The organism is Pseudomonas sp. AM8, from assembly GCF_036346475.1.
Taxonomy (GTDB): domain Bacteria; phylum Pseudomonadota; class Gammaproteobacteria; order Pseudomonadales; family Pseudomonadaceae; genus Aquipseudomonas; species Aquipseudomonas marginalis.
Genome location: NZ_JAOTNX010000005.1, coordinates 112,854 through 136,214, shown reverse-complemented (window position 1 = coordinate 136,214; position 23,361 = coordinate 112,854). Strand labels below are relative to the sequence as shown.

23 protein-coding genes and 1 pseudogene are annotated in these 23,361 nt (G+C 60.4%); 9 read left to right on the top strand and 15 right to left on the bottom strand.

Annotated elements, in window-relative coordinates:
• Positions 1-94 precede the first annotated feature (94 nt).
• Positions 95-460 carry a helix-turn-helix domain-containing protein gene (locus V3W40_RS14330; protein WP_065947534.1) on the bottom strand — a complete coding sequence of 122 codons (366 nt, stop codon included), beginning with the start codon at positions 458-460 and terminating at the stop codon, positions 95-97.
• 81 nt (positions 461-541) lie between these two features.
• Between V3W40_RS14330 and V3W40_RS14325 the strand changes: the two genes are divergently transcribed.
• On the top strand, positions 542-781 hold the full coding sequence (locus V3W40_RS14325; protein ID WP_065947535.1) for a DNA-binding protein: 240 nt from the start codon (positions 542-544) through the stop codon (positions 779-781).
• A 35-nt stretch (positions 782-816) separates the two neighbouring features.
• Here the strand turns inward: V3W40_RS14325 and V3W40_RS14320 are convergent, their stop codons facing one another.
• Together V3W40_RS14320 and V3W40_RS14315 are read right to left on the bottom strand one after the other, a co-directional pair.
• Positions 817-1,248 (bottom strand): GNAT family N-acetyltransferase, encoded by a 432-nt coding sequence (locus V3W40_RS14320; RefSeq protein ID WP_330215199.1) that lies wholly within the window; start codon positions 1,246-1,248, stop codon positions 817-819.
• Positions 1,248-1,997 (bottom strand): carbon-nitrogen hydrolase family protein, encoded by a 750-nt coding sequence (locus V3W40_RS14315; RefSeq protein WP_330215198.1) that lies wholly within the window; start codon positions 1,995-1,997, stop codon positions 1,248-1,250. Before V3W40_RS14315 ends, V3W40_RS14320 begins: the two co-directional genes overlap by 1 nt.
• 146 nt (positions 1,998-2,143) lie before the next feature.
• Between V3W40_RS14315 and V3W40_RS14310 the strand changes: the two genes are divergently transcribed.
• The 3 genes from V3W40_RS14310 to dkgB all read left to right on the top strand — a co-directional run bounded on the left by V3W40_RS14310 (position 2,144) and on the right by dkgB (position 4,675).
• Positions 2,144-2,278 carry a hypothetical protein gene (locus V3W40_RS14310; RefSeq protein ID WP_256585361.1) on the top strand — a complete coding sequence of 45 codons (135 nt, stop codon included), beginning with the start codon at positions 2,144-2,146 and terminating at the stop codon, positions 2,276-2,278.
• Positions 2,279-2,620: 342 nt separating this feature from the next.
• Positions 2,621-3,685, top strand: coding sequence for a 3-deoxy-7-phosphoheptulonate synthase (locus V3W40_RS14305; RefSeq protein WP_065926222.1), 1,065 nt, complete (start codon positions 2,621-2,623; stop codon positions 3,683-3,685).
• A gap of 171 nt (positions 3,686-3,856) precedes the next feature.
• Positions 3,857-4,675 (top strand): 2,5-didehydrogluconate reductase DkgB, encoded by an 819-nt coding sequence (gene dkgB, locus V3W40_RS14300; RefSeq protein WP_141605970.1) that lies wholly within the window; start codon positions 3,857-3,859, stop codon positions 4,673-4,675.
• On the opposite strand, the gene V3W40_RS14295 is transcribed toward dkgB, so the two are convergent.
• The 9 genes and pseudogenes from V3W40_RS14295 to V3W40_RS14255 form a co-directional block, all read right to left on the bottom strand.
• Positions 4,672-5,094: a chemotaxis protein CheY gene (locus V3W40_RS14295; RefSeq protein WP_065926224.1), complete on the bottom strand. Its 423-nt coding sequence runs from the start codon at positions 5,092-5,094 to the stop codon at positions 4,672-4,674. The genes dkgB and V3W40_RS14295 overlap by 4 nt on opposite strands.
• Positions 5,095-5,228: 134 nt before the next feature.
• Positions 5,229-8,843 carry a transporter substrate-binding domain-containing protein gene (locus V3W40_RS14290; protein WP_330215197.1) on the bottom strand — a complete coding sequence of 1,205 codons (3,615 nt, stop codon included), beginning with the start codon at positions 8,841-8,843 and terminating at the stop codon, positions 5,229-5,231.
• A gap of 1 nt (position 8,844) precedes the next feature.
• The gene (locus V3W40_RS14285; protein ID WP_027603197.1) at positions 8,845-9,474 is read right to left on the bottom strand and encodes a response regulator transcription factor; all 630 of its coding nucleotides are present in this window, start codon (positions 9,472-9,474) and stop codon (positions 8,845-8,847) included.
• 269 nt (positions 9,475-9,743) lie between these two features.
• The gene (locus V3W40_RS14280; RefSeq protein WP_092488418.1) at positions 9,744-10,460 is read right to left on the bottom strand and encodes an MgtC/SapB family protein; all 717 of its coding nucleotides are present in this window, start codon (positions 10,458-10,460) and stop codon (positions 9,744-9,746) included.
• 16 nt (positions 10,461-10,476) lie between these two features.
• Positions 10,477-13,182, bottom strand: coding sequence for a magnesium-translocating P-type ATPase (mgtA, locus tag V3W40_RS14275; protein ID WP_330215196.1), 2,706 nt, complete (start codon positions 13,180-13,182; stop codon positions 10,477-10,479).
• Positions 13,183-13,785: 603 nt separating this feature from the next.
• Positions 13,786-14,130, bottom strand: a complete 345-nt coding sequence (locus tag V3W40_RS14270) for an FKBP-type peptidyl-prolyl cis-trans isomerase (RefSeq protein ID WP_065926228.1) — start codon at positions 14,128-14,130, stop codon at positions 13,786-13,788.
• A gap of 279 nt (positions 14,131-14,409) precedes the next feature.
• On the bottom strand, positions 14,410-14,811 hold the full coding sequence (locus tag V3W40_RS14265; protein WP_065947540.1) for a type II toxin-antitoxin system HicB family antitoxin: 402 nt from the start codon (positions 14,809-14,811) through the stop codon (positions 14,410-14,412).
• Positions 14,812-14,865: 54 nt separating this feature from the next.
• Positions 14,866-15,048 (bottom strand): type II toxin-antitoxin system HicA family toxin, encoded by a 183-nt coding sequence (locus V3W40_RS14260; RefSeq protein ID WP_065947541.1) that lies wholly within the window; start codon positions 15,046-15,048, stop codon positions 14,866-14,868.
• A 190-nt stretch (positions 15,049-15,238) separates the two neighbouring features.
• Positions 15,239-15,466: pseudogene (locus V3W40_RS14255) on the bottom strand (hypothetical protein); the annotation flags it as partial.
• Between the two features lie 195 nt (positions 15,467-15,661).
• On the opposite strand from V3W40_RS14255, the gene V3W40_RS14250 reads away from it, so the two are divergent.
• The gene (locus V3W40_RS14250; protein WP_330215195.1) at positions 15,662-17,158 is read left to right on the top strand and encodes a helix-turn-helix transcriptional regulator; all 1,497 of its coding nucleotides are present in this window, start codon (positions 15,662-15,664) and stop codon (positions 17,156-17,158) included.
• A gap of 131 nt (positions 17,159-17,289) precedes the next feature.
• Positions 17,290-17,562: a DUF1652 domain-containing protein gene (locus V3W40_RS14245; RefSeq protein WP_027603187.1), complete on the top strand. Its 273-nt coding sequence runs from the start codon at positions 17,290-17,292 to the stop codon at positions 17,560-17,562.
• Here the strand turns inward: V3W40_RS14245 and V3W40_RS14240 are convergent.
• Complete coding sequence (locus V3W40_RS14240) at positions 17,525-18,718, bottom strand: MFS transporter (protein ID WP_027603186.1); 1,194 nt, start codon at positions 18,716-18,718, stop codon at positions 17,525-17,527. The two genes, V3W40_RS14245 and V3W40_RS14240, sit on opposite strands and share 38 nt — an antisense overlap.
• A gap of 76 nt (positions 18,719-18,794) precedes the next feature.
• Complete coding sequence (locus tag V3W40_RS14235; RefSeq protein ID WP_027603185.1) at positions 18,795-19,103, bottom strand: RcnB family protein; 309 nt, start codon at positions 19,101-19,103, stop codon at positions 18,795-18,797.
• A gap of 196 nt (positions 19,104-19,299) precedes the next feature.
• On the opposite strand from V3W40_RS14235, the gene V3W40_RS14230 reads away from it, so the two are divergent.
• The 3 genes from V3W40_RS14230 to V3W40_RS14220 are packed head-to-tail and all read left to right on the top strand — an operon-like array spanning position 19,300 to position 22,327.
• Positions 19,300-19,857 carry a helix-turn-helix domain-containing protein gene (locus tag V3W40_RS14230; protein ID WP_027603184.1) on the top strand — a complete coding sequence of 186 codons (558 nt, stop codon included), beginning with the start codon at positions 19,300-19,302 and terminating at the stop codon, positions 19,855-19,857.
• A gap of 11 nt (positions 19,858-19,868) precedes the next feature.
• Positions 19,869-21,215, top strand: coding sequence for a glutamine synthetase family protein (locus V3W40_RS14225; protein WP_330215194.1), 1,347 nt, complete (start codon positions 19,869-19,871; stop codon positions 21,213-21,215).
• A 14-nt stretch (positions 21,216-21,229) separates the two neighbouring features.
• A complete protein-coding gene (locus tag V3W40_RS14220; RefSeq protein ID WP_330215193.1) occupies positions 21,230-22,327 on the top strand; it encodes a DNA alkylation repair protein in 1,098 nt (365 codons plus the stop codon).
• 42 nt (positions 22,328-22,369) lie between these two features.
• Here the strand turns inward: V3W40_RS14220 and V3W40_RS14215 are convergent, their stop codons facing one another.
• Positions 22,370-23,263, bottom strand: a complete 894-nt coding sequence (locus V3W40_RS14215) for a LysR family transcriptional regulator (protein ID WP_330215192.1) — start codon at positions 23,261-23,263, stop codon at positions 22,370-22,372.
• Positions 23,264-23,361 lie beyond the last annotated feature (98 nt).

The window sequence follows — 23,361 nt, the reverse complement described above, 5'->3', positions numbered from 1 at the left end:
GCACAGACCTAATAGCACGCGTCATATAGAGAGAGATTGATTGGGCGACAGCCATCCGCCGGGCGGCGGATGGCTCAATTTGCTGGGCGAAGGGTCAGGAATCCTGGGGCTGGGGCTTGGGTTTTCCATTCATCGCAATCGAATGCTCGGCCAACGTCGAGGTCAGGCGACGGATCGCAGCCTGGTCTTCCTTGAACATTGCGCGATAGTCCCCGAGGACTTTCTCTTCAATCTGGCTCAGATTCTCCAATTGAATCGGCGTGGCTGCACCGGTCAACACGTAAAGTACATCCACGCCTCTTTGGGCGACACGAGACAGGTAATCCGCTTTAGGCGCACGCCCTCCACTTTCATATTTACCTTGTGCGTTGGCTTCAACGCCGCCGATTTCACCAAACACTTTTTGCGACAGGCCAAGCCGCTCCCTTTCTTGCCGTAAACGCGAACCGATTCCACTCATTTGGATGTATGATCCTATTTGGCACACCCCAAGAGGTGACACATTCATCTCTTATTAAACAAACTTGAACGGTTTTGAACTATGCCCGGAATCCGTACCGCTGCACAAGCCAAGGCCTGGCTGGAACATCAAGGAAAGTCAGTTCAAGCGTTCGCCCGTGAACATGGCGTAGATCCGGCAACCACCTATCAAGTGCTCGCTGGGCGCAAAAAGGGACGGCGTGGGGAAGCCCATAAGGTAGCGGTCCTTTTGGGCATGAAAGAAGGGATCATCCTTGCTGAGACGGGAGACCTGAACAACGATCAGGAAGTCGGCGCCTGAGGCCAGTATGCGCTTATAAGGAGTGGGTGCACGTTTTAGCTTGAGCGACAAACACGCTCCATACGCCAGAAGCAGTCTTCTTCACCTACGATGCTGAGCCCCATGCGCTGATAGAGCCTCCTGGCCGGGTTGGTCTTGAATACGGTCAAACGCAACAGTCCCAACGTTTGCGCCTTGAGCGCCATCTGCTCCAACACCCAGCCACCCGCGCCCAACCCGCGATACGCCTCGAGCAGATGCAACTCGCGAATATAGAGGGCCCGGCTGTCGCGGCTCAGGCTGATAAAACCCAAGACCCTGTCGTCCCGGCAAATCAGCCAGTTTTCCCGACCGGCCCAGGCCGTATCAAAGCCGTCGTTGGACCACCACAATCCGTACTGCACGTAGTAGCGGGCCATGGCCTCGTGGGTCAACTTCCGCGCAAAGGGAAGGTCCTGGTCCGTTGCAGCGCGCATGTGAAAAGCCATTAGAGAGCCATCACGTGGCTGACCCACCCCCCGCCATCGCGACGGGCAATCAGCAACGCATCCCCCACGCCAAGTACAGCAGCAAGCAAACGGCCATTGGCGGCCCAGATCGCACTGCGACCGGCGCAGGCCCAGCCACCCGACGGGCCGCCATGATTGGCCATCAACACCAGCAGGCCATGTTCAACGGCATAGCCTTGGAGCAGCGCACTGTCCGTGGCGTAGCCGCCCTCACTGATCAACACCCCGGCGGCATACACCGTGGCGCCCGCTCGCGCCGCGGCACGGGGATGGCTGGCGTGGGAAAAGTCTGCGCACACCGCCAGCGCAATCCGCTCATCCCCACGTTCAAGGACCGCACCGCCCTGCCCTGGGACAAACACAGCCTCTTCGCCGGCATGCAGATGCTGCTTGGTGTAGACCGCCAGGGAGCCATCCGCTCCCAGCACCAACGCACCGATCAGCACGCCCGCCTCTGGCGTCAGTCGGATCGGCATCCCCACCACCGCCGTCAGTCGCAGCTCACGCGCCATCTCGCGCAGGGGCGCCAGCACCTTATCCCCCGGCGCAATCGCCAATTCAGCGGCCAGCGACGGCTCATACCCCGTCAACGACAACTCGGGGAACACCAGTAATTGCACACCCTGTTCCGCCGCCGCGCGCATAAATGCGAGGTGCCGTTCAATATTGGCCGGGACATCGCCCGCGATGGAAATGGATTGAGCAGCAGCAAGAGTGAAGGCAGTCATGGTCGCGTCCAAGCAATCAGTATCAAAGTGCAAACAGCATATCGGCACTCCCCCCATAGCCGTAAGTCCCCCACTGCAATAGAAATTACTGATTGAATCTGCCTGCGTGCCTCGAGTAAGCTCCCCCATACATTTGGAGACACACCATGTTGCAACTCACCCACACTCAGGTTTGCCCTGCTGCCAGCGCCCAGCGCTCGGTGTCGGCTACCCGTGTGAACGGTTCGAGCGCACTGGTCAGCTTTTATTTTGGGTATTGGTTTAGCCACTGGCGCGCCTGATACCTGAAATCGGCGCCCACTTACCAAGGGGTCGCCTACCAGAGAAATCTAACCCCCGGTCGGCTCCCCGACCGGGGGTTTTGTTTTTTCAGGTCTCCATAAACTTTTCAACTTGATCAAGAACACTTAAAGGAATCCCGACATGAACTACGCCACCTATTACCGCTACGACATGTGCACTGCATGGCGATTTAGCCAGCTCCGCTCGGGACAGCCTGCCGCCTCCGATCGGTCACCTATCGGTGGCAAACCAACACACGTCGCCGATACGGCGAATTGTCGAACAACCCAGTAGGCCGAGCGCGCGGGAATAGCCCGCCGCTTGCCCAGGAAGCCTTGAATATGAACTCCTCCGTCGCCGCTCTGCCCCTCTCTGCCTTGAACAGTGCCAATGAAGCCCTGACCCAGCGCCTGCCCAGCTCGCTTGAGCTCAAGCACCAGTTGCCCCTCAGCCCGTTCCTCAACGAACAGATCCACGCCCACCGCCAAGCCGTGCGCGCCATCCTCAATGGCGAAGATTCACGCTTGCTGGTCATCGTCGGTCCATGCTCGATCCATGATCCGGAATCGGCGATGGAATACGCCCGCAACCTGAAGAAGCTGGCCCTCGACGTCGGCGACCAGATGCTGCTGGTGATCCGCGCCTATGTCGAAAAACCCCGCACGACGATCGGCTGGAAAGGCCTGGCCTACGACCCTCGCCTGGATGGCAGCGATGACATGGCCGCCGGCCTGACCCTGTCCCGCGAGCTGATGCGCGAAATGCTGCGCCTGGGCCTGCCGGTCGCCACCGAGCTGCTGCAACCCATGGCCGCCGGCTACTTCGATGACCTGCTCAGTTGGGTGGCGATTGGCGCGCGTACCACCGAGTCGCAGATCCACCGCGAGATGGCCAGCGGCCTGGGCATGCCCGTGGGCTTCAAGAACGGCACCGATGGCGGCGTCGCGATTGCCTGTGACGCCATGCGCTCGGCGTCTCACCCGCACCGCCACTTCGGCGTCGACAGCCAAGGCCATCCGGCGATCATCCAGACCCCGGGCAACCCCGACACCCACCTGGTGCTGCGCGGCGGGCATCACGGGCCGAACTACGATGTGCAGAGCGTGGCGCGGGTAAGACACGACCTGGCCAAGTCCAAGGTCACCCCGCGGATCATGGTCGATTGCAGCCATGCCAACAGCAACAAGGACCCGCTGCGCCAACCGGCCGTGTTCAACGATGTGTTGGAGCAGCGCTTGCAGGGTGATACCTCGCTGATCGGCATGATGCTCGAAAGCCATTTGTTCGAAGGCTGCCAACCATTGAGCCCGCCGATGAAATACGGGGTGTCGGTGACCGATGGCTGCCTGGGCTGGACCGCCACCGAGCAGTTGCTGCGTGCGGCTGCCGAGCGGCTGCGCGCTTAAGGCTGATGGATCGAGGCGCTGCTGCCGCAGGTACAGCGCCTCATGAGAACCTGCGGCACACAGGCCATTCGTGACGTGCAGGCAAGAGTCCTTTTCGGCGTCGACGGTGTTTCCGAAGCAACGACGAGGGGATACTCAACGCCATTGCCTACGGCCCTATTGGAGTTACCGATGTCTACCCTCACGCCAAAAGTCCCCACCTTCGGCCTCGGCACCTTTCGCCTGCAAGGCCAGGTGGTGATCGATTCCGTCAGCACCGGCCTGGAACTGGGCTACCGTGCCATCGACACCGCGCAGATCTACGAGAATGAAGCGGACGTTGGCCGGACCATCGCCGCCAGCGGCATCCCGCGGGACGAGCTGTTTATCACCAGCAAGATCTGGATCGCCAATCTTGCTGAAGGCCGGCTGATCCCAAGCCTCAAGGAAAGCCTGCACAAGCTCGAGACCGATTACCTGGACCTGACCCTGATCCACTGGCCATCGCCGGAAGACCAGGTGCCCGTCACCGAATTCATGGAGCAGTTGCTGGAAGCCAAACGCCTGGGCCTGACACGCCAGATCGGTGTTTCCAACTTCACCATCGCCCTGATGAAACAGGCCATCGCAGCCGTGGGTGCCGAGCACATCGCCACCAACCAGATCGAATTGCACCCTTATCTGCAAAACCGGCAGGTTGTGGATTTCGCCACCGCCAACGGTATCCAGATCACCTCGTACATGACCCTGGCCTACGGTGAAGTGCTCAAGGACCCGGTGATCCAGCAGATCGCCGAGCGTCATCAGGCCACCCCGGCGCAAGTGACCCTGGCCTGGGCTATGCAATCGGGCTATGCGGTCATCCCGTCCTCAACCAAGCGTGCCAACCTGCAAACCAACCTCAAGGCCCTGCAACTGACCTTGAGCGCTGCTGACATGGCGCACATTGCCGGGCTGGAACGGGGCCAGCGCTTGACCAGCCCCAAGGGCATCGCGCCGAAGTGGGACTAAACCCCCGCCACCGGTGTGCGGGATAACTCGCGCAGCCATGGCAACACCCGCAGGCCGGCAGTGGCCTCGGGGGGATCGATGATGTCCATGAAGTGTTCGAGATTGACGTTGTCCGGCACGCCGGGCAGCCGCACCAGCACCGCCGGCGTTACGCCAGGGTGTGCCCCCACATCCAGGTGATCGTAGACCAATACATGGCGCACCTGGGGCTGGGGCCCACAGGCCTGGGCCGTCAGCCCCGCATTGATGATCAGCACGTCGAAGGGTTCGGCCGGGATGGCCGTGAGTATCTGGACTTCCTCGAAGGTTTGTACCGGCACGATCCGGTGGTACCCCAACTGATTGAGCATTTTTTCGATATACAACCGTTGCAGGTGTTGTTCATCGGCAATCAGGATGGTCAGTGCTTTGTTCGGCATGGCAAACCCCTGGGCAGGCAGCGCTCGTCAGTGAGCGAGGCCCATTTTCCAGACATATCCCGAAGACAAAATCAGGCATGTTCCCCCTTCTTGTAGGAGTTCTCCCAAATCAACCGAATGACCACATTCCGCGGTCAAGCCCGATTGCGGTAACGGCCCAGGCTGTGATGCAACTCTTCGATGGCCTCTTCCAGCGCCGCTACCGCAGCGCCCAGTTCCCCGCTGTCACGTCGTTCACAGACGCTTTCCAGGATCTCGCAACAGTTGATCAACGCCTTTGCCCTGACCATACGCGCGCCCCCTTTGACCCGATGAGCCAGGTCATGGAGCCTGGCGAAATCAGCCTGGGATTTCAGCGGCTGCAACAGCGCACAGTCCTCGTTGAGGCTGCCGAGCAACGGCGTCAGCAGCTCGTCGAGAGCATCGTTATCACCCTCCGTCAGCGTGATCAGCGAGCTTAAGTCAAACGTAATCCCAGCCTCAGTCGTTGAAACGTCGGCGGTGCGTGACGCCAAGGCCAGGCGCAAGTCCTCAAGCCCGGTCGGCTTGAACAGGCAACCGTCCATGCCTGCTTGCCGGCAGCGTTCGGCTTCCTGCGGCAAGGCATTGGCGGTGAACCCGAGGATCAGGCACGGCGCCAACCCACGCTGGCGTTCCTGTGCACGAATATCACGCGCCAACGCGTAACCGTCCTTGAAGGGCATATTGCAATCGGTGATCACGCCGTCAAAATGCCCGGCCTGCCACAGTGAAAATCCTTGGGCGCCGTCCTCGGCCAAGGTGATGCGATGCCCCAGGAAACTCAGCTGTCGAGCCAGCAACAAGCGGTTGGCCGGGTAGTCATCCACCACCAGGATATTCAACCCGCGCGCTGGCGGAACGTGGGGGACCGGTACATTGGCAGGCACGGCCGAGGTCAGCGCCAGCGTCAACGTCACATCCACCCGCGTGCCCTTGCCCAGCACACTGCTCAAGTGCAATTGACCGCCCATCATCTCGCACAGGTTGCGACTGATCACCAACCCCAGGCCCGATCCGCTTCGCGCCGGCTGTTCGTTGTTGCTGCCCTGGATAAAAGGGTTGAACAAGCGCTGCTGATCTTCGGCACTGATGCCAATACCCGTGTCCTCCACCCACAACCGCAGGTGCAACTGGTCGTCGGTCAATACCGGTGCACCCTGGGCGCCCAGGCGCACCTGGCCGGAGGCGGTAAACTTGATCGCGTTACCCAACACATTGGACACCACCTGCTTGAAGCGCAGCGGGTCAACCAGCACCGGCCGGTCGATCAACGGGTCGAGTTCCACCTGCAGCACCAGGCCCTTGTCCCGCGCCAGCCCCTCGAACACCCGCGCCACTGAGGCCAGCAGTTCGTGCAGATTGGCCGGTTCCAGGCTCAGGGACAGGTGGCCGGATTCGATTCGCGCAATGTCGAGAATATCGCCGATCAACTCCAGCATGCTCCGGGACGCCACCGACGCAACCTCCAGCGCATCGCGGTCAGCCACCCCCTGCTCGGCGTTTTTCAGGGCCAGTTCGATCATGCCGATCACGGCATTCATAGGGGTACGGATCTCATGGCTCATGGTCGCCAGGAAGGTGGTCTTGGCACGGTTTGCGGCGTCGGCCTCCTCCTTGGCTTCCTGCAACTGCCCCAGCAAGCGCTGGCGCTCGCTGACATCCACCCAACCGGCGATCATGCCCACCACGCTGCCATTGCTGTCACGGTACGGGAGCATCCATTGGTAGATGGTCAACACCTCGCCGCCGGGCACCTTGAGCACGCGGTCATGAACCTGCGGCTCGCCCAACGCCATCAAACGCAAATAGTCGGCATGGAACGACTGGGCCTGGGGCGGGTTCCCCGTGTCGGTTTCCACCACGGTCTTACCGATGACGTCTTCCAACTTGAAGCCGAACACATCGAGGTAGGCATTGTTGCAGGCCATCAGGCGCCCCAGGCGATCGCGCACATAGATCGGATGCGGCGTGCCGTCGATCAACACACTCATGAACCGCATCTGGTCGCTCAACGCACGCTCGGCCTGGGTGCGCTTGCGAATCAGGCTGCGCAGGTAGAACACCCATCCCAGGGTGACCAGCAGCAGCAGCGCGGCCAAGCCAAACCCCTGGAGGATGATGTTGCGGTGACGTATCCAGTAGTTGTCTTCGATGATGATCTCGCTGCGCCAATGGTTGGTCAGCTCGTCCATTTCTTCTGGAGTAATGCTCAATAACGCCTTGTCGAGGATCGAGTACAGCTCCAGTTGGCTGCGGTTGACCCCAAAGGCAATGCGTGCAGGCTCACTCCCGACAGTGCTGGTGATGCGCAGCCGCTTGCGGTAATTGCGGGCGATCATGTAGCGCGCGCTCATCAGTGAAACCGCAGTCGCATCGACACTGCCGTTGACCACCAATTCCATGGCCTGCTCCGGGTTCTCCACGTCGACAAACCCGATGCCTGGGTAGTCCCGGCTGATTTGCCCGGCCAGGCTGTTGCCGCGAATAAGCGCCATGCGTTTGCCAGGCATATCTTCCAGGGTCACCAGATGCTCGTCGTGGGTGCGCACCACCAATACATAGGGACTGGACAGATAAGGGCGAGTAAAGCGGATCTTTTCGGACCGCTCGACACTGGGGGTGACGACCGCCAGCATGTCCACGCGACCGGCACTGGCCTGTTCAATTTGCCGCGGCAGCGAACTGCCCCGTTCCACATCAAACCTCAAGCCCGTACGCAGACTGATACGCGAGAGAACCTCGGAGCTCAATCCCTCGAATTGCTCTTGTTCGTTGAAAAAAGACAACGGCACGAATTTATCGAGCACCGCCACTTTCACCCGCGGGTGCTTCTCCAGCCAGCGCTGTTCACTTGCGCTCAAGCGCAGTTGCTCCGCCTCCAGGAACCCGCTGCCGCCGGCACCCCAACGGCGCAGGATTTCCATCTGCTGGTTGGCCGGAACAGCGGCCAGTGCGCTATTGATGATGCCCAACAGGCGGGTATTGTCCTTGGCGAATGCGAACCCGAAAGGGTTGACCTCCAATGCGGAGAAATCCGCCATACGCACGTTATTAAGGTGATTCTTGTTGATCAGGTAGCGGGTGCTGATGGCGTCGCCCAGGTACACATCCGCCTGGCCGAACGCCACGGCGCCAATGGCTTCGAAGGTCGAGGCAAACAAGTGCAATCGCGCATCGGGGTAAAAGGCCTGGACGGCCTCGGGCTGCATGTAGTGGTAGAGCATCGCCAGGCGCTTGCCTGCAAGGTCAGCCTTCAGCGCCTGGTTTTCTCCCGCACGCGTCACCAGCGCGGGTTGGTCATTGGCGTAGGATCGGGACAGCACCAGCTCCGGGTCGGCCGCCTCGAACCCGTTGGCCGATCCCACAAAATCCACGGCGCCGGTCTTCAGGGCTTCGATCACCTCATCACGGGTGTCGTAGCGCTTCACGTCGATGGTGATATTCAGCGCCTGGGCAACCAGTGCCGCAAAATCGGCCGTGATGCCCTCGAGCTCGTCATTGTTGCTCAAGTCAAAGGGCGCGTAGTCGGGGGCCGACACCCCCATCAGGAGCGTGCGGCGCTCGCGTAGCCAGCGCCAGTCGGCTTCGTCCAACACCACCGAGGGATTTTCAAGAGTGGAGTGACCCAGCAGTTTCAGATCGTGGGATTCCTCCAAGGCCATCACCGCCCAGGGCAACAGCCCCATCAGCAGGATGGCCGCGCGTTTCACCCGCCGGGAGGTGAGCATTTCAGATCAGATGATTGCGCTGGGCGAACTTGGACAGATGCACCACCGACGACATACGCAACTTCTCCTTGAGCCGCGTCTTGTAGGTACTGATAGTCTTGTGGCTCAACAGCATGTCCTCGGCAATATCCTTGTTGCCCAGGCCCAGGGCCAGCTTCTGCAGCACGGTCAATTCGCGATCGGATAACGCCTCCACCAACTCCTGCTCGGTCGATTGCAGGTCGTCGCGACGCACCGAACTGGTGGGCAGGCTGGGGAAGCAACTGTAGCCGGACCTGATCGCCCTGATCGCCTTTTGCAGCTCATCCAGTTCACCGGTCTTGGCAACAAAACCCATCGCTCCGGCGCGCATGCAGCGAGTGGAAAAAAACACCGCCAGATACGAGGTCAGTACCAGGATCCGGCAGGGTAACTCCAGCGCCTTGATCCGGCTGATCACCTCCAACCCACCGAGCTTGGGCATCGCCAGGTCGAGAATGACCAGGTCCGGACGTTCTTCGCGAGCAATCTGCATGGCATCAGCGCCATTACCCGCTTCGTAGATAGTATCGAAGCCTTCCTGCCTCAACAGATACTTCACGGTGGCGCGTATAAAAGGGTGATCATCCACGATTAAAGCTTTGTTGCTCATAAGACTCCCCTGGGAAGATCAGTACGCTTACATATCACTCGAGACCCCACTACCTGTGAAAAGTAACAGTTCCGACAAGCGGCACTGATTACTCGGTCAAACACCTCAGGCAGTACAGGCCCCTCCTTTTGAAAAACACAGTAAACATGTGAAGCCACGCCTTGATTCCTGAACAGGCGCAAGCGCGCAACCTTAGCAACCGCGTGTTTTTGCCAATGAAGGGATAATCTCGACTAAATGTAGGACTTTTCCTCAGCGTCCTCCATAAGCTACTCGGTGGTGCTGGGGCTCCAGAACGCCTGTACCACCAGGGTCGACCGGGAAATTCGCGTCACCAGGGCGTCCAACTCGTCACCGTCTACCGAGGTCACCGCCAGTGTGGCTTCGATTTCAACTTCCTCAGTGCCGAACGGCCGCACATCGACATCGCTGGCCGGGTAGTTACAGCGCGCCAGTTCGGCTTCCAGCAACGCCAATACCGCGGTTTGCTGGGTGCGCCGGGCAATCACATAGAGGATGTTGGTGACCTCCGCCGACACCACATCCAGCGGTTGGCGGTTGATGTTATTGACGATGGGCCGCAGCAGCGTATTGGCCGCCAGCACAAACAGCGTGCCCAACAACGCCTCGAGGACCAGGTCGGCACCGGCGCACGCCCCCACCGCTGCCGACGCCCAGAGCGTGGCGGCGGTGTTGAGACCGCGCACATTGCCTTCTTCGCGCATGATCACACCGGCCCCCAGAAAGCCGATGCCCGACACCACATACGCCACCACCCGCACGGCGCCTTCCGCACCGCCGAGACGGTTGGCCATGTCGACGAAAATCGCCGCCCCCACCGCCACCAGTACGTTGGTACGCAGGCCCGCCGTGCGTTGGCGGTACTGGCGCTCGAAGCCGATCAGGCCACCGAGGATAAACGCGGCGGTGAGGCTGACCAGGGTATCGACCAGGGAGTTGAGGTTGATATTGTCGATTGCTTGCATGGGAAACCGTCCCTGTTCACTGCCAGCCAAACTTACGGATGTAGTAGCCCTTCACCGCCTGGGTCAGCGCCATGTACGCCAGCAGGATCACCGGCAGGAACACAAAGTACAGCGACGGCAGCGCCTGCAATTTGAAGTAATGCGCCAGCGGCCCCATCGGCAGGAAGATCCCCACGGCCATGATCACAGCGGTCATCACCATCAACGGCATCGCCGCGCGGCTTTGCAGGAACGGGATTTTCGGGGTGCGGATCATGTGCACGATCAGCGTCTGGGTCAGCAGCCCCACCACGAACCAGCCGGACTGGAACAGCGTCTGGTGGTCAGGGGTGTTGGCATCGAACACATACCACATGAGTGCGAACGTGGTGATGTCGAAAATCGAACTGATCGGCCCGAAAAACAGCATGAACCGCCCCACGTCCCCCGGCTGCCAGCGTTGGGGTTTGGCGAGCATGTCCTCGTCGACGTTATCGAACGGGATCGCGATCTGCGAGATGTCATACAGCAGGTTTTGCACCAGCAGGTGCATCGGCAGCATCGGCAAAAACGGGATAAACGCGCTGGCCACCAGCACCGAGAACACGTTGCCGAAGTTGGAGCTGGCGGTCATCTTGATGTACTTGAGCATATTGGCGAAGGTGCGCCGGCCCTCCAGTACGCCCTCCTCCAGGATCATCAGGCTCTTTTCCAACAGGATGATATCGGCGGCTTCCTTGGCGATATCCACCGCGCTGTCCACAGAGATACCAATGTCTGCTGTACGCAGCGCCGGTGCGTCATTGATGCCGTCCCCCATAAAGCCCACCACATGCCCGTTGGCCTTGAGCAGGCGCACGATGCGTTCCTTGTGGCTGGGCGTCAGGCGGGCGAACACATTGGTGGTTTCCACGGCCTTGGCCAGTTGGGCGTCGGTCATGTCCTCGATGTCGTTGCCCATCAACAGGCCCTGTTGTTCCAGGCCCACTTCGCGGCAGATCTTGGCGGTGACCAGCTCGTTGTCGCCGGTCAGCACTTTGACCGCCACACCATGGGCTTTCAGCGCCTTGAGAGCGGGCGCAGTGCTTTCCTTGGGCGGGTCGAGAAATGCGACATAGCCGATCAGCGTGAGGTTGTTTTCATCCGCCAGGCTGTAAGTGTCGCGCCCCGGGGCCATCGGTTGCGCAGCCACGGCCACCACCCGCAGGCCTTCTTCGTTGAACGCGGCAGTGACCTGGCGAATGCGCGCCAGCAGGTCGTCGGTCAGCGCTTCGTTGACCTCGCCATGGCGCACGCTGTTGCACACCGAGAGGATCTCTTCCACCGCACCTTTGCAGATCAGCAGATGCGGCCGGCCCTGCTCGGCCACTACCACCGACATGCGGCGGCGGTTGAAGTCGAACGGGATTTCATCCACCTTCTGGAACGCGGTGCCGACCTTCAGTTCGCGATGCACCTCCACGTGCTCGAGCACCGCCACGTCCAGCAGGTTTTTCAGGCCGGTCTGGTAGTAGCTGTTGAGGTAAGCCATCTCCAGCACGTCGTCGGACTCCTCGCCCCACACGTCCACATGACGCGCCAGGAAAATCCGGTCCTGGGTCAGGGTGCCGGTCTTGTCGGTGCACAGCACATCCATCGCGCCAAAGTTCTGGATCGCATCCAGGCGCTTGACGATGACCTTCTTGCGCGACAGGAACACCGCGCCCTTGGCCAGGGTGGACGTGACGATCATCGGCAGCATTTCCGGGGTCAGGCCCACGGCAATCGACAGCGCGAACAGCAGCGCTTCGGTCCAGTCACCCTTGGTGAAACCGTTGATGAACAACACCAGCGGCGCCATCACGAACATAAAGCGGATCAACAACCAACTGACCTTGTTGACGCCGTGCTGGAACGAGGTGGTCGCACGGTCGGTGGCCGTCACGCGTTGGGCCAGCGCACCGAAATAGGTGCTGTTGCCGGTGGTCAGAATCACCGCCGTCGCGGCGCCGGACACCACGTTGGTGCCCATGAATAGGATGTTCTCCAGGTCCAGCGGGTTGCGGGTGTTGGTGTCGTGCTGCTGGGCGAACTTCTCCACCGGCATCGATTCCCCGGTCATCGCCGCCTGGCTGACGAACAGGTCCTTGGCGTTGAGCACGCGGCAGTCGGCGGGGATCATGTCCCCGGCCGAGAGCACGATCAGGTCGCCTGGTACCAACTGCTTGATGGGCAATTCAATGCGCTTGGCATCATCCCGGCGCAGCACCGTGGCGGTGTTGCTCACCATGGCTTTCAACGCATCGGCTGCCTTGTTGGACTTGGCCTCCTGCCAGAACCGCAGCAGCGTCGAGAGCACCACCATGGAGAAAATCACCGTGGCGGCCTTCATGTCCTCGGTCAGCCAGGAGATCACCGCCAGCAAGGTCAGCAGCAGGTTGAACGGGTTCTTGTAGCAATGCCACAGGTGCACCCACCACGGCAGCGGCTGCTCGTGCTCGACTTCATTGAGGCCGTATTGCACGCGCAGGGCGTCGGCTTCCAGGCCGCTCAAGCCCTCGGCATGGCTGCCCAACGTACCGAGCAATTGCACGGCACTGCTGTTGGCCGCGACCACCAGGGTTTGCGCCAGGGTGGGCGGCACTTCGCGGCTGACGCTGGCATCGGTGACGGTTTCGAGCATCGCCAGGCGGCGGAAATGCCGGGCGATATGCCGGGTCCGCAGGAAGCCGGCGAAGAACTCTTTCAACAGAGTGAGGTTCATGGTGTGTTACTCCTGCGCGAGGAAAAAACCTTCGTGCAGGTACTGCCTGTCCCACCGCGCCCGCTTCATAGGCACAGTCAGCCCGGCCCGCCCGCCGCAAAAGGCAGGCGCGTCCGTAGCATCCCGAGGTTAACCGGGTGCTGGTCAGCGTCGATGAGAGGGATCGCACAGGGGCCAGGACTGGCCGCTGTCGGGATGCCGCTTCTCGCTAGGTGGCGAGACAACGGCATCGAAAAAATGCGCGTTATCTTGCCAAGTATGTGCCGGTTACCGAGACCGGCCGACAACTGTCACTCGAACAAGTACCCACTGAGGGTCTCCGCTATTGATGAAAACGCGCGAAGCTTACGCCCCGATTTAAGGAGAGTAAACCGTAGGAAAGTTTCCATATGGTGAATAAGAGGATTCTTCAGGGAGGGTTCAGGAACCCCCATCCTGAAGCCGCCGATGCTTGAATGTGAGGTGGCAGGTTCGCCAGATCCCGTAGCAGCTGCCGAGCGCAAGCGAGGCTGCGTCAGCGGTTCGTCTGACACACCGCGAACGCAGCCTCGCTTGCGCTCGGCAACTGCTACGTACGAGGTGGTGGGCCAGGTTTTTGCGAAATTAATCGTCCCGCGTCAGCACTTCCAACAACTCAATCTCAAAGCGCAGATTGCTGTTGGGCTTGATATGCGCGCCCATCGACCGTTCGCCATAGGCAAGGTGCGCCGGCACAAACAACCTGCGCACCCCGCCGACCTGCATGCCCATCAAACCCTGGTCCCAGCCCTTGATCACCCGCCCGGTGCCGATCACACACTGGAACGGCTTGCCCCGCTCCCAGGACGAATCGAAGACCGTACCGTCTTCCAGGGTGCCGGTGTATTGAGTGGTGATCAGTGCGCCCTTGACCACGGCTTTGCCGGTGCCTGGTCGGGTGTCGGTGATCTGGAGTTCGTCGGGGCTCATGGGGTTCTCGTTGAAGGCGTAAAGGCTGGGGTTTTCCCAGAATCGGTGGGGTTTGGCAAGTGTAGGAACAGTCGCAGCTGTGACATTACACTTTAACTTGCAGGACGTTTCCGAGAGAATCCCAAGCGCTTGCGCCGCTCAAGCGAGGGAGCTTGCTTCCGTTGGGCTGCGCAGCGACCCCGTTGCTTTAGTACTGCCCCCCACAAAAATCCCGTAGATATAGCGTCGGCCCGACTTGAACACGCCATAAGCCGATACAGAGTGCTCGCTTGTGCTTACTTACGCAGAGAGCTCACGCAGCGCTGCCGTCGCCAAAAAACCTGACCGCGATGCATAGCGATGATCCTTTTGCACACGCTCGTCAATCCGCTGCAAGAGGTGTTCCGGCAGAGAGGCATTGAACCGCACTGATTTCCCCAGATAAGGCGTGAGGTCAAAGTCGACTATCGCCCAGACACCACCGGCAAAATCCGGATTACCCAAATGGGCATCAACCTCCAGCGCCTGAGGAAGCTGTTCCTGATCGGCAACCAGGCCTTCGAGGTGCAGAGCCAATGCCTCACGTACATTGTCCAGCGCTTCGGAAAAAGACCCGCCCGCCGAGAAACACCCCGGCACATCAGGGACGGTCACGCTGTAATCCGAATCAGCATCTTTGTGTACTACCACTGGGAATTTCATTGTTCCTCCTCTGACCGAGCCCGTGGGAGCTCGCCCAATTCATCCAGCAGGCAATTATTTGAGACCGGCTGATTTGAAAATACTGTGCAGAGTGCCCTTGGCAATCTCTGACTTGGGATGAGGGACGGTGACTCTTCCCCGCTTCATGGGGTGCTTGAACTGATGATGACTGCCCTTCACTGCCACCTCAAACCAACCATCCGCAACCAGCAGGTCAATCACCTCTCGACTTCTCATCGCCTCACCCTTAGGTGTGTATATTACACACCACCAAATGGCAATGCGTTTTTTGTACACACGAGACACACCAATAAAAAAAACCGCTCAACCGTCAAGCGGGCTTGTGTGACGTAATGATGACGGTGTCCAAAACCCTTATGCCAGCGCACTAGTGTGAGTTTTTGTGCCCCGATCTTTTGTCGACCGTGCTTTCGGTCATGCACCTGGTGGACTGTTGCTTCAGCTCATCGACCTTTTGGATGGCCTGCTTATAAGCCTGGGCGTAATTGTCGACGATGTGGGTCGCTTCCTCTTTGCTATTGCCGGTACGGGCGGCAACGATGTTGACCACTGCGTCTCTATCCTCCGCCTTCAACGCAGGTTCACCAAAGGCTTTCACACGCTCGAACCATTGTTTCAGCGCGTCGCCCGCTTGAGCAGTACACCGTGCAGGCCACCGCGATCCTTTTACAGTGATTGACCGTCTCAGTCTGGCGAGCCCAACACTCTCTCATCCTCGCGCAAAGACACCAGACCACCTGGTGCATTCGCACCCCACGCCGCGTAATTGCCCTGCACTATCCTGACACCGGGCTGTCGTACTTTCATGCGTCTAAAACCCGGAGAAACCATGACCCAGGATGTCCTTGCCAAAGAAACCAACCGCCGCCAGCTGCAGCAGATCATCTCCGGGCTGTCCGATGGGATCATCCTTGTAGAGGTGGACCAAACGATCCTCTGGGCCAATGAAGCCGCGCTGACCATGCACGGGGTGGATGACGTGGCGGCACTGGGCAGCAATGCCCGGGAATACGCCGAACGCTTCGCCCTGCGCTATCGCAATAATCATCCCTTGCCCCTGGAGAATTACCCCCTCGCCCGCGCGGCGGCAGGCGATGAATTCAGTGACGTGGTAGTGGAGGTCATGCCCACCGCCGATGAAGAAAAAACCTGGGTGCACCGCCTGCGCAGCCTGGTCATCAGCGATTCCCATGGCACGCCTGAATTGCTGGTGCTGATCCTCAGCGACGCCACCGAATGGGCCAGCGCCGAACAGCGCTTCGAAAAAACCTTCAACGCCAACCCGGCGCCGGCGGTGATCTGCCGCCTCAGCGACCTGCGCTATATCAAAGTGAACCAGGGCTTCCTGGAGATGACCGGCTACACCCGCGACCAGGTGATCGGCCGCTCCGTGTATGAGCTGGACGTGCTGGAGCATGCCGAGCGCAGGGAGCTGGCCGTTCAGCGCCTGGGGGAAGGCGCGACCATCCCGCAGATGCAGGCCGAGCTGAAACTGCCCGGAGGCGGCAGCAAACTGGTGATCGTCGCCGGCCAGCCGCTGGACATGAACGAGGAAGACTGCATGCTGTTTTCCTTCACCGACCTGGAGCCACGCCGCAAGGCCGAGATCGCCCTGCGCCAGAGTGAAGAGCGCTTCGCGAAGTCGTTTCGCCTGACGCCGGTGCCCACCTTGGTGTGCAACGCCGCCAACCGGCAGGTGGTGGATATCAACGAAGCATTCATGACCATTACCGGGTACACCAGTGAAGAGCTGATCGGTAAATCCGTCGAAGACATCAACTTTATCGACAGCCAGCAGGCGGCCGCGCAGTTGTTCGCCACCCTGGAGAAAGCCGGCAACCTCGATGGCCAGGACCTCAAGGTGCGCAAGAAAGGCAACGAGGTCATCGACTGCGTGGTCTCGGCGGACACGGTGACCATTCAGGATGTCCCCTGCTACCTGCTGGTGATGATGAACATCACCGAACGCAAGCGCTCGGAACTGGAGTTGGTGGCGGCCATCGAGGAAGTGATGCAGGACGCGTCCTGGTTCAGCCAGACCCTGATCGAGAAACTGGCCAATGCCAAGAGCGTCAACAGTCCCAACCTGCCGAACGTGGCCTTCACCGACCTGACCGCCCGTGAGCGCGATGTACTCGGCCTGATCTGCGAGGGCCTGGCCGACAAGGAGATCGCCTCACGCCTGAAATTGGCGCCCAACACGGTGCGTAACCATGTGGCCACGGTGTACTCGAAACTGGGGGTGCATAGCCGTAGTGCAGCGATTGTCTGGGCCCGTGAACGCGGGCTGTTTGCCGGTGAACTGCGGGTCAAGAAAAGCCGATAAAAGTGCAAATGCACTAGTGCGGCTAGTGCGAATTCGCCTTATCCCGCGCAGTCCCAATCCCTAACCTTCAGGGTGTGAGTACAGGGCTTTCAACCTGTGCCGTCGTAAAACGACACCCTGAAGGAACCCACATGTTTACGCTCTCTCAACTGCGAAATTGCATCGAAGAAGGCCTCGCGCCGCTGACATGCGAGTTCACCCTGTGCCGGGATGCGTCGCTGACCCTCAAGGTCTACGACGCCGACACCGGCCGGGTGGACCTGGTGGTGACGGGGATCAGCACCAACCGGCTGCAGACCCCGCAAGACGTGGAAAAGATGGTGGAAGAACTGCGCTACGAACTGCAAAGCAACAACATGGGCAAGGTCACGCTGGAAGACGCGCCTTCAACGACGAACCAATGAAATAGAACACCCCGCCCGCGACGATGAACGCCCCCAGCATGTAGAACATGTAGTGGGCCGGCAGGCTGGCCAGCACCAGCCCGCACAACACCGGCCCCAGCGCCGCCCCCAGGTTGGACAGGTTCTGTGCGCCGTAGTACATGCCGCGCAGGTGGTCCGGGGCGATCCGGTCGATAAACATGTATTCGGCCGGGAACACGATGATTTCCCCTACGGTAAATACTGCCATCGCCAGCACCCACCACAGCACGCTGGTGGACAGCGCAAAACCAATCAAGCCCAGCATGAACATGCCCAGGCCGGCAATCAGCCATTGGCTGAGGTAACGGTGGGAAATACGTCGACCAATCACGTATTGCAAGGCGATCACCAGCACGGCGTTGGTGGTGAGCACGGCACTGATGACGGTGTAGGTGTATTCAGCACTGGTGGTGGTAACCAGGTACTGCGAGAGGTAGGCGGTGAACTGGCCGAACACCACGGCGCTGAGCACACCCCCAAGGGTGAAGCACACCAGGCGATGGTCACGCAGCAGCACGCGGCCGACGGCCAGGAACGGCACCGGCTTTTGCGTCACATCGATGGTCGCCAGGGTGCGATCGCCCCAGCGCCAGTACAGCAGGAAAAAACCCGCCCCCAACAACGCCGACAGGATGAACGGCAGGCTGATGTCCAGCTTGGCCACCATCGCCCCAAAGAACGGCCCCGCGGCATAGCCGATATTGGTCAGGGTGTACTTGATGGAAAACACTTCGCTGCGTGCATCTTCCGGCAACAAGCTGGCAAAACCGGCCTTTACCGCAATATCGATGACCGCGTAGGCCAGGTTGATCAGGATCAGGCAGCTGTAGAACGCCCAGATGTTCTGCGCCAGCACCGTACCGATAAAACCCAGCCCAAACAGCACGCTCAACCCCAGCAACAGTCGATAACTGTTGATGCGGTCGACCAGAAAACCGCCATATACGCTGAGCAGCGAGCCAAGGATCAACGAGCTGCCGATCACCAGCCCAACCTGGGTGATATCGAGGGCAAATTGGCGGGTGAGGTAGATCACCAGGTAGGGAAAGGTAATCGCCTTGGCCAGCGTCAGCAGCAACGTGGCGGACAACAACAGGTTCACGGCGCGGGGGTAGTTTCTTATTGTGGCAAGCATCCTGCTCTCTTTCGTCTAAGGTAACGCGGTCTTGATGGCCGGTTACCTTAACGCAAGAGCGAGGAAAAAACGCGGGTCATTTCTTGACGGGCGTGATCTCCAGGATGGTGCCGTTGGTGGTTTTGAGCAGCACGAACCTGTCGCCCACACGGGCCCACTGGCTGTCGGCTTCAGGCTGCTTGAGACCGCGTTTCTTCCAGTCGCTGACCGCCGACTCCTTGCGCATCAGGATGTCCGGGGCACGGTCGCCTTCTTTCAAATCACGGGTATTGATGTTCGAAGGCTGCACGGTTTCCTGGGGAGTGTCGCCGGCCTGCACGACAAAGCTGGCGGTGGACAGGCTGGCGGCGACCAGGACACAGGCAGCGAGGGTTTTGGACTTCATGGGTGCTCCTTCAATGAATGATGCGTACCCAGGTTCCGACCGCAGGCGCATGAAATCATTCAGCCTGTTGAACCTTGATCCCCTGTGATGAGCATAGGTATCTACACAACTTTTCAGACCCTGACAAATCTCCCTGCCCATTGCCGCCATGAAATAAATCCTGTAATTTTTCATGAAATTATTAGATATAAATTTCATGAACCAGCAAGAAGAACTCGACGCCCTGGCGATCCTGATCCACGACCTGCGCAAGTACAAGAAGCTCACCCTCGCCCAACTCGCACAGAAAATCGAGCGTTCGGTGGGCTTCCTGTCCCAAGTGGAACGGGGCTTGTCGCGTCCGACCGTGGCGGATCTCACCGCCATCAGCCATGCCCTCGACGTGCCCACCACCTATTTCTACAGCCTGTCCAAACCCAAGGCCGTGAGCTGGGTCACCCGCCCCAACGAACGCCGCACGGTGTATTACGCCAATGGCATCACCGACATCCTGGTGTCCCCCAGCATGAATGGCGCCTTCTCGATGCTCGACAGCCTGCTGGCCCCGGGTGCCAATAGCGGTGAACAAACCATGAGCGACCGCGCCGAGCAGGCCGGATTTGTACTGGAAGGGGAATTGACGCTGTGGGTAGAGGGCGAGGCCGATTCGGTCACCCTCGGCCCCGGTGACAGCTTCCACCTGGCCAGTTTCGCCCACTGCCGCTACGCCAACCTCACCGACCTGCCCGCCCGCGTGCTGTGGGTTTACAACTAGGAGCAACACCCGTGAAAAGCCAAGCCTCCACGTTACTGGCCGAAGTACGGACCTTTCGCCAGAACCATCCCGACGTGCGTTATGTCGACCTGATTGCCCTGGACATCCCCGGGCATTTCTACGGCAAGCGCTACCCCATCGAGATACTGGAAAAGGTCGCCGCCGGCAGCCCCTTGAAGCTGCCGCAGAACGCCGTGCTGCTGGGGGTTCAGGGCGGGCTGTTCAAGATCGGCGACTACTGCTTCCACGACGGCGACCCGGATGCCAACCGCCGCCTGGTGCCCGGCACGCTCAAGCCGGTGAGCTGGGAGTCGCAGCCTTTGGGGCAGATGTTGATCACCTCGGACGGCACCGAGGCGCCGATCGAATTCGAACCTCGCGAAGTCCTGGCCAAGGTGCTGGAGCGCCTGCACCACAAAGGCATTCACCCGGTGGTGGCCTTCGAACTGGAGTTCTACCTGTTCGACAAAAAACTCGACAACGGCCTGCCGCAATTCGCCCGTGACCCGCTCAGCGATGACACCGACGACCAGCCCAACCTGCATATAGAACGGCTGTCGCGCTTCAGCGAAGTGCTGGACGACATGGCGCAGACCGCCAAGGACCAGGGCATCGACATCACGGTGATCACCGCCGAACTCGGCCCCGGCCAGTTCGAGATCAATTTCGGCCACCTCGACGACGGCATGCGCGCCGCCGACTGGGCGGCCCTGTTCTGCCGCAGCACCCGTGGCGTGGCGCTGAAACACGGCTACCGCGCCAGTTTCATGGCCAAGCCTTACCTGCAATTTCCCGGCAGCGGCATGCATGTGCATGTCAGCCTGTACGACGGTGCGGGCAACAATATGCTCGCGGCGCACCAGCAGCAACCCCTGCGCCATGCCGTGGCCGGTTGCCTGGAGTTGCTGCCCCACTGCATGCCGATCTTCTCGCCCAACCACAATGCCTTCCGCCGCCTGGGCGGTACGGTCAACGCGGCCACCCGCGCCTGCTGGGGGTTTGAAGACCGCGACGCGTGCGTGCGCATCCCCGACTCCGACCCGCGCAACCTGAGGATCGAACATCGCCTGGCCAGTGCCGACGCCAACCCGTATCTAGTGCTGGCGGCGATCCTGGTCGGCCTTGAACATGGCCTTGAAGCCGGGCGAGAACCTATCGCGCCACTGAACGAGGACCGCAGCAGCGGCACCGACTTCCCCGTGGAAATGCTCGATGCCGTGCGCGCCATGCAGCATCAGCCGGTAGTGCGCGATAAGCTGGGCGCCGAATTTGTCGACGTGTACTGCGAGAACAAACGCCAGGATCACCTGGCCTTTCAACAAGAAATCCATGCGCGGGAATACCGCTGGTTTCTCTAACGACGGAATAACCGATGACCGACCAAAGCGCCCCGGCCCTCAAGGAAATCTTCAACCTCGAACGCCTGCAACACATCGCCAGCGAGATGACCGCGGTGTACCCGGCGTTCGACGCCAAGGGGTTTCTCAAGCATGCCAAGGCCGGGCTCGCCGAGTTATCGGTGATGCAGCGTATGGCGCGGGTCAGCGAAAGCCTGCACGCGGTGATCCCGCTGGACTATGCCCAGACCCTCAAGCTGCTCTACGCCCTGGCCCCGCGCCTGAACAGCGGGTTTGTCAGCCTGTGCCTGCCGCACTACGTGGCGAGCTACGGCCTGGATGACTTCAAACGCTCCATGGCCGCGCTCAAATACTTCACCCCCTTTGGCTCGGCTGAGTTCGCCATAAGACCCTTCTTGCTCCACGACTTCGAACGCACCTTGGCGGTCATGCAAACCTGGTCGCGGGATGACAACGATCACGTGCGCCGCCTCGCCAGCGAAGGCTCGCGCCCGCGCCTGCCGTGGTCGTTTCGCCTGGCCAAGGTGCAGGCCAACCCCGAGCTGTGCGCGCCGATCCTCGATAACCTCAAGGCCGACAGCAGCCTCTACGTACGCAAATCCGTGGCCAACCACCTCAACGACATCACCAAGGACCACCCGGATTGGGTGCTCAGCCTGATCGAAGGCTGGAACCTGGATAACCCGCACACCGCCTGGATCGCCCGCCATGCGCTGCGCAGCCTGATCAAGCAGGGCAACACCCGCGCGCTGACGATCATGGGCGCAGGCGCCAAGGCCGAGGTGAAGCTCCATCACCTGAGCGTGACGCCGGCGGTGATCACCCTGGGCGAGCGGATCAACCTGTCATTCAGCCTGGAATCCACCGCTGCCACTGCACAGAAACTGGTGGTGGACTATGCCATCGACTACGTCAAAAGCGCCGGGCACAGCGCGACCAAGGTGTTCAAGCTCAAGGCGTTTACGCTGGGCGCGGGTGAACGGCAGAGCATCCGCCGCGAGCAGCATATTCGCGCGTTGACCACGCGCAAGCACTATCCCGGCAGGCATGCGGTGCATGTGCTGGTGAATGGAGAGCGATTGGGCAGTGCCGAATTCGAATTGAGGGATTAATCCGATTCAACCAACACCACAGATCAATGCGGGAGGGTTTCTTCAGCTGGATTCGCCGAGCAACAGTGGCTGCTCCCGCGCGCACAATTCCACCACGTAGTCCCACAACACCCGCAACCGCACCGACTTGTGCAACTCCCGGCGCGAGCTGATCCAGTAGCTGCGCTGGATCCCCTCCCCCGGCAGCAACGGCACCAACTGCGGGTCACCCGACGCCATGAAGCACGGCAACACCGCAATCCCCAATCCGGAGCGTGCGGCCTGGTGCTGGGCGATGACGCTGGTGCTGTGGAACACCACCTTGGGGTTACGGCAGAAACTGCTGAGAAACTTCAGCTCCTGACTGAACAGCAGGTCATCGACGTAGTCGATCCAGGCGTGGGCGGCGAGGTCTTCGCGTTTTTCGATCGGGGGATTGCGGTCCAGGTAAGCGCGGCTGGCATAGAGCGACAGGCGGTAATCGGTGAGTTTGCGCGTGACCAGTTGATCGACGCTGGGGCGTTCGAGGTGGATGCTGATTTCCGCCTCGCGGTTGAGGATGCTGACGAAGCGCGGCACGGCGAGCAGTTCCACTTCCAGGCCAGGATAGCGTTCGAACAGCCCGCCCATGCGGCCGGCGAGGAACATCACCCCCAACCCTTCGGCCACCCCGAGGCGGATCTTGCCCAGGGGCGCAGCGGCGTGGGTCAATTCGTCCTCGGCCAACAGCGCGACGTTTTCCATGGCCTCGGCGTGTTTAAGCAGGGCTTCGCCGGCGGGGGTCAGTTCGTAGCCCTGGGCGTGCTGCACGAACAGCGCGGTGCCGAGGCTCTTCTCGATGGCTTCGATATGCCGGGCCACCGTGGCGTGCGTGGTTTTCAGGCGCTGCGCGGCGGTGAGCAGGCGGCCGCTGCGCTGCAACTCCAGAAAATACCGCAGGTCATTCCAGTCGAACATGTCGCCTCCATTGCATGGCCCGGATAGCGCTGTTTAAAAACGCACAGCAGCTGGGTAAAAACTAACATTTTTAAGACGAAAACTAACAACTAGGATGG

Bases quoted from the DNA above. Each gene is read 5' to 3' on its own strand.
- V3W40_RS14330 (WP_065947534.1), bottom strand. From the start codon at position 460: ATGAGTGGAATCGGTTCGCGTTTACGGCAAGAAAGGGAGCGGCTTGGC.
- V3W40_RS14325 (WP_065947535.1), top strand. From the start codon at position 542: ATGCCCGGAATCCGTACCGCTGCACAAGCCAAGGCCTGGCTGGAACAT.
- V3W40_RS14320 (WP_330215199.1), bottom strand. From the start codon at position 1,248: ATGGCTTTTCACATGCGCGCTGCAACGGACCAGGACCTTCCCTTTGCG.
- V3W40_RS14315 (WP_330215198.1), bottom strand. From the start codon at position 1,997: ATGACTGCCTTCACTCTTGCTGCTGCTCAATCCATTTCCATCGCGGGC.
- V3W40_RS14310 (WP_256585361.1), top strand. From the start codon at position 2,144: ATGTTGCAACTCACCCACACTCAGGTTTGCCCTGCTGCCAGCGCCCAG.
- V3W40_RS14305 (WP_065926222.1), top strand. From the start codon at position 2,621: ATGAACTCCTCCGTCGCCGCTCTGCCCCTCTCTGCCTTGAACAGTGCC.
- dkgB (WP_141605970.1), top strand. From the start codon at position 3,857: ATGTCTACCCTCACGCCAAAAGTCCCCACCTTCGGCCTCGGCACCTTT.
- V3W40_RS14295 (WP_065926224.1), bottom strand. From the start codon at position 5,094: ATGCCGAACAAAGCACTGACCATCCTGATTGCCGATGAACAACACCTG.
- V3W40_RS14290 (WP_330215197.1), bottom strand. From the start codon at position 8,843: ATGCTCACCTCCCGGCGGGTGAAACGCGCGGCCATCCTGCTGATGGGG.
- V3W40_RS14285 (WP_027603197.1), bottom strand. From the start codon at position 9,474: ATGAGCAACAAAGCTTTAATCGTGGATGATCACCCTTTTATACGCGCC.
- V3W40_RS14280 (WP_092488418.1), bottom strand. From the start codon at position 10,460: ATGCAAGCAATCGACAATATCAACCTCAACTCCCTGGTCGATACCCTG.
- mgtA (WP_330215196.1), bottom strand. From the start codon at position 13,182: ATGAACCTCACTCTGTTGAAAGAGTTCTTCGCCGGCTTCCTGCGGACC.
- V3W40_RS14270 (WP_065926228.1), bottom strand. From the start codon at position 14,130: ATGAGCCCCGACGAACTCCAGATCACCGACACCCGACCAGGCACCGGC.
- V3W40_RS14265 (WP_065947540.1), bottom strand. From the start codon at position 14,811: ATGAAATTCCCAGTGGTAGTACACAAAGATGCTGATTCGGATTACAGC.
- V3W40_RS14260 (WP_065947541.1), bottom strand. From the start codon at position 15,048: ATGAGAAGTCGAGAGGTGATTGACCTGCTGGTTGCGGATGGTTGGTTT.
- V3W40_RS14250 (WP_330215195.1), top strand. From the start codon at position 15,662: ATGACCCAGGATGTCCTTGCCAAAGAAACCAACCGCCGCCAGCTGCAG.
- V3W40_RS14245 (WP_027603187.1), top strand. From the start codon at position 17,290: ATGTTTACGCTCTCTCAACTGCGAAATTGCATCGAAGAAGGCCTCGCG.
- V3W40_RS14240 (WP_027603186.1), bottom strand. From the start codon at position 18,718: ATGCTTGCCACAATAAGAAACTACCCCCGCGCCGTGAACCTGTTGTTG.
- V3W40_RS14235 (WP_027603185.1), bottom strand. From the start codon at position 19,103: ATGAAGTCCAAAACCCTCGCTGCCTGTGTCCTGGTCGCCGCCAGCCTG.
- V3W40_RS14230 (WP_027603184.1), top strand. From the start codon at position 19,300: ATGAACCAGCAAGAAGAACTCGACGCCCTGGCGATCCTGATCCACGAC.
- V3W40_RS14220 (WP_330215193.1), top strand. From the start codon at position 21,230: ATGACCGACCAAAGCGCCCCGGCCCTCAAGGAAATCTTCAACCTCGAA.
- V3W40_RS14215 (WP_330215192.1), bottom strand. From the start codon at position 23,263: ATGTTCGACTGGAATGACCTGCGGTATTTTCTGGAGTTGCAGCGCAGC.